This is a genomic window from Streptomyces sp. NBC_00433 (genome assembly GCA_036015235.1).
Classification (GTDB): Bacteria; Actinomycetota; Actinomycetes; order Streptomycetales; family Streptomycetaceae; genus Actinacidiphila.
In genome coordinates, this window is record CP107926.1 from 1,378,372 (window position 1) to 1,391,031 (window position 12,660).

The 12,660-nt window shown below is 70.0% G+C and carries 6 protein-coding genes and 1 pseudogene; 2 read left to right on the forward strand and 5 right to left on the reverse strand.

All coding sequences use genetic code 11. The features are described from left to right. Positions 1-286: 286 nt before the first annotated feature. Positions 287-3,628: a cellulose binding domain-containing protein gene (locus OG900_05310; GenBank protein ID WUH89622.1), complete on the reverse strand. Its 3,342-nt coding sequence runs from the start codon at positions 3,626-3,628 to the stop codon at positions 287-289. A gap of 874 nt (positions 3,629-4,502) precedes the next feature. Between OG900_05310 and OG900_05315 the strand changes: the two genes are divergently transcribed. Then, positions 4,503-6,704: a cellulose binding domain-containing protein gene (locus OG900_05315; GenBank protein WUH89623.1), complete on the forward strand. Its 2,202-nt coding sequence runs from the start codon at positions 4,503-4,505 to the stop codon at positions 6,702-6,704. A gap of 35 nt (positions 6,705-6,739) precedes the next feature. Next, positions 6,740-8,137: a cellulose-binding domain-containing protein gene (locus OG900_05320; protein ID WUH89624.1), complete on the forward strand. Its 1,398-nt coding sequence runs from the start codon at positions 6,740-6,742 to the stop codon at positions 8,135-8,137. A gap of 70 nt (positions 8,138-8,207) precedes the next feature. Here OG900_05320 and OG900_05325 read toward each other — a convergent pair. From OG900_05325 to OG900_05340, 4 genes and pseudogenes are all read right to left on the reverse strand, one after another. Beyond that, a pseudogene (locus OG900_05325) lies at positions 8,208-8,375 on the reverse strand (transporter). A 226-nt stretch (positions 8,376-8,601) separates the two neighbouring features. After that, on the reverse strand, positions 8,602-8,877 hold the full coding sequence (locus OG900_05330; GenBank protein WUH89625.1) for a YciI family protein: 276 nt from the start codon (positions 8,875-8,877) through the stop codon (positions 8,602-8,604). 95 nt (positions 8,878-8,972) lie between these two features. Next, complete coding sequence (locus OG900_05335; protein WUH89626.1) at positions 8,973-9,170, reverse strand: hypothetical protein; 198 nt, start codon at positions 9,168-9,170, stop codon at positions 8,973-8,975. Between the two features lie 407 nt (positions 9,171-9,577). Next, positions 9,578-12,127, reverse strand: coding sequence for a CehA/McbA family metallohydrolase (locus OG900_05340; GenBank protein ID WUH89627.1), 2,550 nt, complete (start codon positions 12,125-12,127; stop codon positions 9,578-9,580). Positions 12,128-12,660: the final 533 nt, after the last annotated feature.

Here is a 12,660-nt window from a genome sequence, read left to right on the forward strand (position 1 = left end):
CGCAGCGAGTCGCTGAACTCGCCGCCGAACCCGACATACCGACCGCCGGCTTCTCGTGGCCGCGGGCCACCGGTACCGGCGGAACTCCTTCCCCCGGAGCGCGACACCGGGGTCATGAGGCAGTTCGCTCACCGCGCCAGTTACTGCGACCACTCGCGACTGAGTGACGGTCAGGAAAGGACCTGCGGCCGGCCGGCCCCCGTCCGAGGCGGGCACCGTCGGGTGCACCGCCGAGGAAGGGAGCCGGCCAGGCCCCTTTCACGATCGTCGGACGGTTTCGTCCGGTTCAGCCGCAGGGGGTTCCGTTGAGGGTGAAGGAGCCGGGGGGAGTGTCGTTGGATGTCCAGGTGCCCTGGAAGCCGAAGCCGACGGTGCCTGCGGGGGCGATGACGGCGTTGTAACCGGCGTTGGTGGTCGTGACAGCCTTGCCGGACTGGGTCGCCGTCCCGTTCCAGGCGCTGGTGATCTGCTGGTCGCCGGGGAAGGAGAACTTCAGCGTCCAGCCGTTGATCGCGCTGGTGCCGGTGTTGGTGATCGTCACGTTGGCGGTGAACCCGCCGGCCCATTCGCTGGTCGTGCTGTACGCGACCTGGCAGGTGCCGCCGCCCGTGCTTCCGCCGCTGACCGTCCATGTGAAGGACGCCGAGCCGGCCGCGCCGGTGGAGTCGGTCACGGTCACCGTCACGTTGGATGTGCCGGCGGCGGTCGGAGTGCCGGAGACCAGGCCCGAGGAGCTGATCGACAGCCCGGCCGGGAGACCGGCCGCCGAATAGGTGAGGGTCTCACCCGATGCCGAGTCGCTCGCATGGACCTGAAGGGCGGTGATCGCGGCGCCGACCGTAGCCGACTGATTGCCGGGACCGGTGACGGACACAGTGTTGCCGCCCGTGCTCCCGCCGCTGACCGTCCATGTGAAGGACGCCGAGCCGGCCGCGCCGGTGGAGTCGGTCACGGTCACCGTCACGTTGGATGTGCCGGCGGCGGTCGGAGTGCCGGAGACCAGGCCCGAGGAGCTGATCGACAGCCCGGCCGGGAGACCGGCCGCCGAATAGGTGAGGGTCTCACCCGATGCCGAGTCGCTCGCATGGACCTGAAGGGCGGTGATCGCGGCGCCGACCGTAGCCGACTGATTGCCGGGACCGGTGACGGACACGGTGTTGCCCAGGTTCGGCGGGGCGTTGCCGTCCAGGCCGATGGAGACGCTGCCCAGGTGCTTGGCGCTCGTCGCCTGGCTGCCGGTGACCGGCGCGAAGGGCAGGGAGGTGGTCGGGCTGGCGACCTGCTCGACCAGGTAGGTCGAGCCGGCCGTGACGGGCACGCTCAGCGTGCCGGCCGTGGTCGGGGAGACGACGACGGCGCCGGTCGAGCCGTTGACGACCTCGGCCTGCTGCCCGGACCAGGGGTTGCGCACGTTGACCGTGCCGCTGCTGCCGGCCTCGATCGCGGCGGTGGTCAGGGTGCCGCCCTGGACCTGGACGTCGACCTTGGAGCCGCCCTGGATGGACAGCCGGCCGGAGCCGTCCCAGCCGGCCGGCCACGCCGGGGCGAACCGCACGGTGCCGTCGTAGTCGGTGGCGAAGGCCTCGTCCAGTGTGGCGGCCACGTTCGAGACGTGCTCGATGTACGGCTCGTCCAGTGAGCTGGTGCTCCAGGCGGCCAGTCCGGAGGGGTAGAGCTGGTATTTCTTCGTGCTCGCCGCGAGGTCGTTGGCGACCTCGGAGGACAGGTCCAGGCGTGCTGCCTGGAGCGAGTCGTACGTCCAGTCCGGGTTGTTGACGTACTGCCGGTGGCTGTAGGTGCGCTGCGCCAAGGCAGTGAGGTTGTCGCCGTTCACCACCGTGTTGTCACCGATCAGGTTGTACGGCCAGACCGGTTCCAGGCCCAGGTTCTCCACGTTGTGCACGGCCGCCGTGGGCTGGTAGGAGTTGCCGATCACGTCGGTGCCCGAGGAGTCCGCGGACGGGCCCAGCAGCTGCGAGTGGGTGCTCTGGTCGGTGCGTGCGTACGGCTCGACGCGGGTCAGCGCGGTGCGCAGTTGCGAGACCAGCGCGGAGTCGGTGCCGAGCAGGGTCGCGGCGTTCGCGGTGGCGGTGAACAGCGCCTGGTCGGCGGCGATGTCGGTGGTCGGGTCCTGCACCGCCCACTGGGTCTCGTGCGCGTTGGCCACCGCGTGCAGGTAGCCGTCGGAGCCCACGGACTGCCAGGCGAGCAGGAATGTGGCGGTCTGCTGGAGGAGCGGGTAGTACTTCTGCAGGAAGGCGCGGTCGCCGGTGTGCTGGTACTGCTGCCAGATCCACAGCGCGATCTCCGCGCCGCTGGTGACGGTCTCGGCGTTGAAGTTCGGGCTGGAGGCCACCGCGCACGAGGCGTCCGAGGTGATCCCGCCGCCGTTGTAGTAGCCGTTGCCGTTGAAGCGCATGGTCTCCGGCACGCAGGCCCCGGGTTTGCCGTTCATGTTCGCGCTGGTCCACGACTCGATGGCCGGCAGGTCGTTGAGGTACATGTCGAAGATCGGGACGTTCTGCGCGAAGTTCCCGGCGTCCAGGTTGGCCTGGATCTGGCCGCGCAGGTTCCACAGCCAGTATCCGGCCGGGTACCAGGCCTGGTGGTCCTGGTTGAAGTTGTACAGGTCGGCCAGGCCCGCCTGGCTGCCCGGGTACTGGCCGGAGTGCATGAGGCCGGCCTCGAAGTACTGGTACAGGGTGTTCAGGTTCTCCATGTACTGGGCGGTGCCGTCCGATGAACTCGCCTCGATCAGGCCGCTGTTGGCCCAGAAGTTCTGCCACCAGGACGACTGCGTGGCCAGCAGCGAGGCCCGGCTCGCGGTGGTGTCCGGCCCGATCAGGGTGGAGGCGGCGGAGTTGGCGTTGCCACCGGTCCACGACGGCGAGGCGACGACGACGCGGTACGAGCCGTCGCTGTTCGGGTTGAACGCCACTTGGACCTTGGTGGAGTTCACCACGGAGGCCGACACGTTCGACCCGCCCGCGGTGATCGCGGCCATCGCCCCGAACGTCTGGTTGGAGTGGCCGGTCTGCGAGTTGTCCGACCAGGACTGCGCCAGGCTGGCGACGGCTCCCGAGGCGGAGGCCGTCGGGTTGCGGCCGCTCCACAGGCCGACCGTGGCGGTCTGCCGGGTGCCCGGGTTGGCGCCCGTCACGTCGATGACCAGCTCGTCCTTGCCGGCGGCCACCCAGGCCCGCAGGGTCATCCCGCCGCCCTGCTCGACCAGCACCCCGTTGTACAGGTCAAGGATGCCGGAGAAGTTCGACGCCGAGGTCATCGCCGACAGGCCGGGGATGTTCACCTGGCCGGGAGAGAGCCGGTTGGGCATGGTGTCGCTGCGGTTGAGCTGCGCCGTGAATCCGTTCGCGGCCCACTCGGCCACGCCGAGCGAGCCGTTGCCCAGTGGCAGGAACTGAGAGCTGGAGGAGTTCGCCTTTCCGAGGACGATGTCGGAGCGCGAGACGACCCCCGCGGTGTTCACCGAGAAGGCGCCGTTGTGCCAGGCCGTCGTCCCCGTGGCAGCCGACGCCGGGGGAGCCAGGCTCCCTACCGAGGCCAGTGCCGGAACTGTCGCGACGACAGCGGCCACGGCCATGAGCCGCAGCCGATCAAGAGCGGACATGCTGTCCCTCCGGGATGTGTCGATACGTCATGTTGATGCGACAGACGGCCAACACATGGGATGTCGTTGTAGCACAAGTCCTCGACCGGGTCTAGGAGTTGGGCTTGTCAGCGCTCACAAGTCCCCAGCCCCCGGGTATTCATGGGATCTCTCGGGAAGCGGCAGGCGGGCCCGCGTTCGGCTGATCGCATACCACGCGGGCTTGACGTTCTCGCCCTCTCTTGCCACGCTCACCTTCGATGCGACAGGTATCGGGCTTTCCGCACTGACAACCTCCACCCCCCCACATCGAGTGCTCATTGTGAGCGCTCACTAGGATGGTTTGGATGCTTACGCCCCGTAGTACGAGTCGTGCTCGCTCCCTTGGAGGCGCCGGCGACGCCGGCCGCCGCCGACGCGGGGACGACCACCGACGAGCACCCGTCCGCCCGGCTCACCGCCCAGCGGCTTCCCGCGGACTTCCGTCGGCGCCCTGACCGGTCAGGAGCCGAGCCGCCACCCCACCACATCGCGGTGAGGAACCCGGCGAACGCGCCGGTTTCCCGGCCGCTTCGCGCGCCCATGCCCTCGTCCACCGGCATCGGGTCATGTCGGCGTGCCGGCGCGGGCAGTTCCCGCACCCACCGGCAGGCGTGCCGGTAGGTGCGCCGGCCGCGGTGGCCGTTCCGGCCGGCCACCGGCAGGACGGCGTACGACCCGTGCGCCGGCGGCCCACCCTGGCCGGATCCCCGCACCCCCCCACACACAAGCGGCGCGTGCCCGCCCACCCACGGGCCGCCCCGCACGGCCCGCCCGCGCACGGCCCGCCCGCATACGCCGGCGTGCCGCGCGCTGCGGCTCCGGCCGAGCGGGGTCCGACCGGAAGGAGATCGAAGTGCGCCACACGAAAGACACCAGAACGTACCGGCGACGAGGGGCGGCCCTGACGCTGGGCTTCACGCTGGCCGGTGCCGCGGCACTCAGCGGCGTCGCCGTGATCCCCGCGGCGGCGGGCGCAGGCCCGGCCGCCAGGAACGCGGCCGCTGCCGCCTCGACGGCCACGGTGACCGTGAACGGCAATGCCGGGCTCGGCACCTTCCCCGCCGAAGGCGTCGGCCTGAACACGGCCGTCTACGACGGTTACATGAACGACACCCCGATTCCCGGCCTGCTCAAGGCCGCGGGGATCGGCGCGCTGCGCTACCCGGGCGGCTCGTACTCGGACATCTACAACTGGCAGACGCAGACCGCCGTGGCCGGCGGCTACATCGCGCCGAACACGTCCTTCAGCCAGTTCGCCGCCACCGCGAAGGCGGCGAGCGCCCAGTCGATACTCACGGTCAACTACGGCAGCGGCACCACCTCGCTGGCCTCCGCGTGGGTGCAGGCCGCCGCGGCCAACAGCGTCAATGTGAAGTACTGGGAGGTCGGCAACGAGATCTACGGCAACGGCACCTACGGCGCGAACTGGGAAACCGACAGCCACTGCAGGACCGCGCTGAACGGCAGCGCGGTGACCATCGGCAACGAGCCGTCGCAGACGTACAACTGCGGCCCGACCGAGTACGCCCAGAACCTCCTGGGCTACATCTCGGCGATCAAGGCGGTCAGTTCGAGCGCTCACGTCTGCGCGGTGCTGACCACCCCGGGCTTCTGGCCGGACAACGTGACCAACGCGGAGTACCCGCAGTCCTGGAACCAGACCGTGCTGACGGCGCTGAAGTCCAAGACCGACTGCGTCATCGTGCACTACTACCCGTCCCAGAGCACCGACTCCGCGGCGAGCATGCTGGGCACGCCGAGCGACATCCCCGGCATCGTCTCGACCCTGCGCACGGAGATCCAGCAGTACGCGGGCGTGAATCCCTCCAACGTGCCGATCCTGGTCACCGAGACAAGCTCCCAGGTGGCTTCGGACACCCAGCCCGGCGCGCTCTTCGCTGCGGACATGTACATGTCCTGGCTGGAGAACGGCGTCAGCAACGTCGACTGGTGGGACGAGCACAACGGGCCCACCACCCCCAGCACCGTGGGCGGCGCCCAGGACTACGGCGACTACGGGATGTTCGCCAACGGCGCCAACAGCAGCGGAGTCACCGAACCGGCCGTCGACACCCCGTTCTCCCCCTACTACGCCGTGGAGATGCTCTCCAAGCTGGGTGGAGCGGGCGACACGATGGTCACCTCCTCGTCCACCAACTCGCTGCTGAAGGCGCACGCCGTACGCCACGGCGGCAACCTCGACATCCTGATCGACAACGAGGACCCGTCGAACTCCTACACCGTCAACCTCGGCTACAACAACTTCACGCCGACCGGCGGCCCGACCGTCCACACCCTCGGCAACAACGCCAACAAGATCACCAGCACCACGCAGACCTCGGCTTCGAGCGTCACGGTCGCCCCGTACAGCCTGACCGTCCTCCAGGTGCCGGGCAGCGGCGGCACCGGGACCACCGCTCCGGGCGCTCCCGGCCAGCCGACGGTGTCGAACCTGGCCTCCACCACCGCGGGCGCGAACACCGGCACAGGGACGCTGGGCTGGTCCGCGTCGACCGCCGGCACGTACCCCGTCGCCAACTACCAGGTCTACCAGCTCGGCAGCGGCGGGAGCAGCACGCTGGTGGGCAGCCCGACCGGCACCACCTTGCCGCTCAGCGGCCTGACCATCGGGGCGGGCTACACCTACGACGTGGTCGCGGTAGACACCCACGGCAACCCGTCACTACCCTCGCCGCCCCTCACCTTCACCGTGCCACCGCCGTCCGACAGCAGTTGCGCCGTCCACTACGCCCAGACAAGCAGCTGGCCGGGCGGCTTCGGCGGGACCATCACGATGACCGACAGGGCCGCCACCCCGATCAAAGGCTGGAAGCTCACCTTCACCTTCCCCGCCGCCGGTGAGGGGGTCCAGTCCGGCTGGAACGGCACCTGGACCCAGACCGGTCAGGCCGTCACGGTCACCAACGCCGACTGGAACGGCACCATCCCCGGCGGCGGTGGCTCGGTCAGCCTGGGCTTCAACGGCGTCGACACCGGCCTGTCACCGGCGCCGACCAGCTTCTCCATCAACGGCACCATCTGCGCGAACAACTGACAGGACGGACAGAATCGAAAAGGAGGTACGACGCCATGCGAGAGCAGGACAGCTCGCCCGCCGCGTCCCCGGGCGCCGCGGGCGGCCGGGCCGGACCCGGCACACCGCGCCGGCCGGCCAGGGGCGCGGCGACGATCGCGGCGACGGTGCTCGCGGTGCTCGCGGCCGTCGTGGCGATGGCCCTGACCCAGCCGGCCTCGGCCGCCGGCCCGGCCGCGGCCGCGGCGCCGAACGCGGCGGCCTCGACCCAGCGGGGGCCTGACCCGACGGTCGCCATGATCGAGGCCAACCGCGGCCCGTTCGCCACCGCCCAGCTGACCGTAGCCCCCGGCAGCGGCTTCAACGGCGGAACGGTCTACTACCCGACGGACACCGGCCTCGGGACCTGGGGCGCCCTGGCCATCGTGCCCGGCTACAGCGCCCTGTTCGCCAACGAGGAAGCGTGGATGGGCCCGTGGCTCTCCTCGTTCGGGTTCGTCGTCATCGGTGTGGAGACCAACTCCCGGTCCGACGACGACAACGCTCGCGCCTCCGAACTCCTCTCGGCGCTGACCTGGCTGACCACGACGAGCCCCGTCAAGGACAGGGTCGACCCCAACCGGCTGTCGGTCCTGGGCCACTCGGCGGGCGGCGCGGGGGCCATCAGGGCGGCCGAACGCCAGCCGTCGCTGCGCGCCATGATCGGCCTGGCGCCCGGGTTTCCCGGCAACGCCCTGAGCATGTCGACCGACCACGTCCCGTCGCTGGTGATCGGGGGCCAGAACGACGGCACGGTCACCCCCTCGTACCTCTCCAGCCTGTACGGGACGCTGCCGTCCGACACCCAGAGCGCCTTCGCGCAGATCGCGGGGGCTGACCACGTCTACTACACACACGCCAACAACGTCGAGATGAAGATCCTCATCCCCTGGCTCAAGGTCTTCCTCGACAGCGACACCCGCTACACCCAGTTCCTGTGCCCGACCCTGCCCGATCCGAGCAGCGTCTCCGAGTACAAGCCCAAGTGCCCCTACGTACCGCCGGGCGGTTCGACCGGGGGCACCACGACCGGCGGCACGACGACCGGCGGCACGACGACCGGCGGCACGACCACGGGCGGCACGACCACGGGCGGCACCGGGGGCAGTTGTCATGTGGCCTATACCAGGAACGAGTGGACGGGCGGCTTCACCGCCGACGTCGTCGTCGGCAACACCGGCACCACACCCGTCAACGGCTGGGCGCTCGGCTTCTCCTTCCCCGGCGACCAGAAGATCACCAGCGCCTGGAACGCCGCCGTCACCCAATCCGGCAACACTGTCAAGGCCACCAACCTCAGCTACAACTCCGCCATCGCCCCCGCGGGCACCGTCGACTTCGGCTTCCAGGGCACCTGGACATCCAACGACACCTCCCCCAGCTCCTTCACCCTCAACGGAACCCCCTGCAACTGAACCGGTCCGCCGATCGACGGTTCTCCGGGGCCCGGCCGCCGCGTGAGCAACGCGGGCGGCCGGGCCCCTCGCCGTGCACCGGCCCCGTGCTGTACCCGGACGCCAGAAACCGCGCGCCCAGCAACGCCGGCATGTTCGCCTCGACCAGCGCCCGCAGATCCCGCTCCCGCCCCACCGCGAGCGAGGCGATCTCCCTCACCCGTCCGTGTCGGTGGGAGTGTTTCCGGAGGGGCTCCATCCACCGTGTGGGCGGAGTAGGTCAGACGAGAGAGGCATTCAGGACAGTCGTGGGCTGTGGACTGTTTGTGGGCCGCGCGAGCCGACGGTGTGTCAGGCCCCGGAGGACGCCTGCCGGCCACCCGTACGCCATCCGAATGCTGCTGGCGACTGCCCTACCCGTATGCACTGGTGGGCTGCTCGACCGAAGGTATAGCTTTCGGCATTTGCCTGGCGCCGAGCCGTGCTTACTCCCCGCTCAGGGTCTCCATCCAGTCGCTGACTCGCCAGCTGCGGACGACGCCATTGACCACGAAGGGGTCCCGCTCTGCGAATTCCTCAGCCGCCGTGCGATCGGTGAACACCGCCATTGCACCTTCGTTCCGCACATCGGCGAACACGCCGATCATCAGTAGCAGCCCACGGTCGTGGAACTCCCGGGCGTGCGCACTGTGGGCGGCGAAGTGCAGCGGTGCTCTTGCCTCCACATCGGGAGCCGACTCATAGAAGAGTACGGATTTCATGGACGTGTTCCTCTCGGGATCGAGTCCAGGTGGGCCCGATTATCCTACAGTGATGTCAGTTGAGTGAGTCGAAATTGCTCCTTCAACTTGCCATTTCATGGAGTGCCTTCGGCTGCCCGGGTGCTCGTCAGGTGGCCCCCGACGATGAACTGACCGTCACGTTTGTCGCCCGCCGTGAGGTCGACGAGGAAACGGAAAGCCTCGCCGTGGGTGTCGCGGAAGCCCGCGGCGGCGAAGTTGCCGCTGCCTGTGGGGCTCAAAGACACGAATTGCCCGCCCGTGTTGGGCTCCATGAAGGAACCGGAATCCCACGTCGAAGAAGTGGGACTACAGCCAGCACCGCCGACCCGGCCGCCCGCCGACAACTGCCGCAGTCAAAAGCGGACACGCTCACCAAGGATCCGTCTGCCGTGAACGGTCAGCCGGGCATTACGGTGGGACACGAAGACCTCCGTGTGGTGCGGTCCTAGACAGCTGCACCACACCGGAGGTCTTCGCCATGATCAAGCACCGGCACGTGTCAACAACGCTCGTGATCAATACACCTGGCAGGGCAGGGCAGCCTCCCCCGAAACGCACCCCGCGCGGTTCCCCGCGCCCCTGGTGAGGCGCCCCTGTCCGGAGAGGTCCGCGGAGGGGGTGTGTGGGCCGGGGCGGGCGGCGGGGGGCGCCGGCCGCCCCGGGGCGGTTTGTGGGGGGCTCAGACCAGTTTGGCCAGGAAGACCTGCTGGGTCGCGTCACGCTGCGTCCGGGTCGCGCCGCGGTCGCTGGTGAAGACCACGACGCCCTGGTGGAGCGCCGGCCAGGTGTTGTTGCCCTGGCGGCTCACCTGCGTGGCCGGGGTCCAGCCGGTCTTCGGGTCGAGGGTGGCGGTGAAGATCTTCCAGCGCCAGTCCGTCGAGCGGGAGTCGTACCAGACCGCCCGCACCGTGCCGTCGGGGTCGACGGCCAGCTTCGCCAGCTGGCTCATCGCGTCCGGGGCCGGGGCGACCTGCTCGAAGGCCGTCCAGGTGGTGCCGCCGTCGGTGGAACGCGCGGCGCGGAGCCCGAGGTTGGCGCCGGAGCTCTGGAGGGCGCCGCTCTGCCAGATGGCGACGAACGTGCCGTCCTCGTCCACGGTCAGACCCGGGTGGCGGTCGGCACGGTCGGTGACCTTGCTGACCTGGACCGGGTTGCTCCAGGTGTGGTTCGGGGCCTTGCGGACCGACGCCAGGATCTGCCAGTTGTCGGGGTCGGTGCCGCCGCTCGCCGGCTGGCCGGCGGGCGGGGTGTGGCCGGTCCACAGCGGGTCCGGGTCGTAGCGGTCGTCCTGCCAGCTGATCACCGCGTGCTTTCCGTCCTGGACCGCGATGACCGGGAACAGGGAGGCGGGGTAGCGCGGGGAGCGGGCGTCGGTGGGCACACCGGGGCTCGTCGCCTTGCCGGCCGTGGAGAGGTTCACCGCCGCCTTGTCGACGCCGATGATCTGCGCGTAGACGTCGAACGCGCCCTGGCTGTTGTCGGACCAGGCGACCAGCGGGTGCTTGTCCTCGATCAGCGCCAGCGCCGGGTTGATCGCGCGGCCCTTGCCCTTGCTGATCTTGTCGGGCGCCTTGAACGAGTCGCCGCCGTCCGCGCTGTGCGCCAGCAGGACGACCGGACGGTGCGGCTGCTCCTTGCCCTGCTCGTCCTGCCACACCACCCAGACGTCGTCGCCGGTGGCGACGATGCGCGGGAAGCGCGCCGTCGCCGAACGGCCCGAGACGGTGACGGACTTGGTGAGCCGGCCCTTGGCGTTGAGGCGGCGGTAGACCACCTTGCTGGCCTGGTTCTCGTGCAGCTCGGCCACGACGTGCGTGACACCGCCGACGACCGCCACGTCCGAGAAGCCGGTGAAGGTGCCCGGGGCGCCGGTGATCAGCGTCGCCTGGTCGTCGGTGGTGTCGGCCGCCGGGAGCGCGATCTCGGGCCGGGGGTCGGCCGGGGCGCCGACGGACACGAAGATCGGCGAGGTGGCGGCGCGGAGCTGGTCCGGCAGGTTCGGGTCGGCCTCGGAACCGGAAGCGCTGCCCGGGGAGCGGACCTCGACCCGGTACCAGCCGTGGTCGGTGCCCTTGAGCACCAGCGGGACCTCGAACGTCTCGTTGGCGCGCTGCGGCCGGAAGGTCGCGACCGGGCCGACGGAACGGCCGGGGGCCGCGTAGACGAGGACGCTGGTGCCCTTGCCGCCCTTGACCTTCACGCGCAGCGTGGCCTTCTTGGACAGCTTGCGGTCGGCCACGACGACCTCGTCGCCGCCCATGGCCTCGAACACACCGTCACCGTCGACGTCCGCCTCGACGGTGACGAACGGACCGGCGGTGTTCTGCGAGAGTGTCGTGCGGCCGCTGCGGAAACCGTCGAGGATGCCCAGGACCGAGCGGTCGGCCACGTAGACGTGGGTGGTCGGCTCACCGGGGGAGTCGACGTCCCACAACTCGCGGAAGTGGCAGTCGCTGGCCGCCGCCACACCGAAGCGGAAGCCGGCGTTCCAGCGGTTCTCCGCGTACTCGACCTCGACATCGGGGTCGCTGGCGACGTTGAGCACCTCGACCAGGTTCGCGCCCTGGACGCTGGCGTTGTCGTTCGGGCCGTCGGCCCGGGTGTACTCGCCGTCGTCGGGGTGGGCCTGCGACCACACCGCCCCCTGGGCGTGGGCGTCCCAGACCGACTGCTGCACATGGCGGAAGCTCGCGGAGCCGGGCGGGTTGGCGCCGTCCACGATCACGTCGACGTTGCCCAGCACGATGGCGTGCGGCGAGCCGTTCGCCTCCTCGCCGGGGAGGAGCAGCAGCTTGGACGACTTCCACTGCGGGTCCCAGACCTGGTCGTAGGTCCGGTGGTCGGTCAGCGGCATGAAGTCGAGGCCGGCGCTCTCGCCCTGCCCGATCTGGTCGCCGACCGGCAGGTTGCCGGGGAGGGTCTGGTGGGACGTCTGCCGCGGACCGCTGCCGTCGGACGAGTGGTCGTCGTGGACGTGGGTGTCGCCCGCCAGCCACTTGCCCTTGGGGGCCTTGCCGGCGTCGGATCCGTTGACGACGCCGGTGACCGTGGTGGCCGCCTTGACGGTGTCGGTCGCCTTGACCGCGGAGCCGGTGGCCGCTTCGGCGGTGCTCGCGCCGATGCCGACCGCGGCGACGGCGGCACCGGCCGCGACGACGAACCTCCGACGGGTGAGGTCGGCGGATTCGGCGGTACGGCCCGAACCGCTGGACTCCCTGGGTGTTTCCATCTGCGTCTTCGCCTTTCGTTCACCGCTCCCCTGCGGAACAGTGCAAACCATTAGCGACGCTAAGAAACCCCCGATGCGGCCGAATGAACCCACGACAAATCGTCCGTAGTGATCTCCGAAACAGCGTATGTCGACGCAACCCGCCCGCCGCCAGGCAAAACGGCCGCCGGACGGCCGGAACCCGGGCGGGTGATCCAGCTACCGCATGGGGGTCATGCTCGCTGTCCACACCGCCGGCGTCACCGGATTCACCTTTCCTCGGCACCTGTCCATGCACGCCGCCGCCTACGGCGCGGCGGGGGTGGGCTACACGCTGAACGGCGCCTTCGCCGCCGCGAACCTGCCCGACATCGTCTTCTTCGACGTGGCGGCGGGGACGTGCAAGGTGGGAGGCGAAGGGACGCGGGGTCGGAGCAGCACAAGACGCCGTTCGCGGGAGACCACGAGATTCCCGGCGGACCCGGCCTGCCGGTCATCCGGACCGCCACGGCCAGCCTTCCGGTGGCCCGGGAGATGTTGGCCACCGGGGCGGT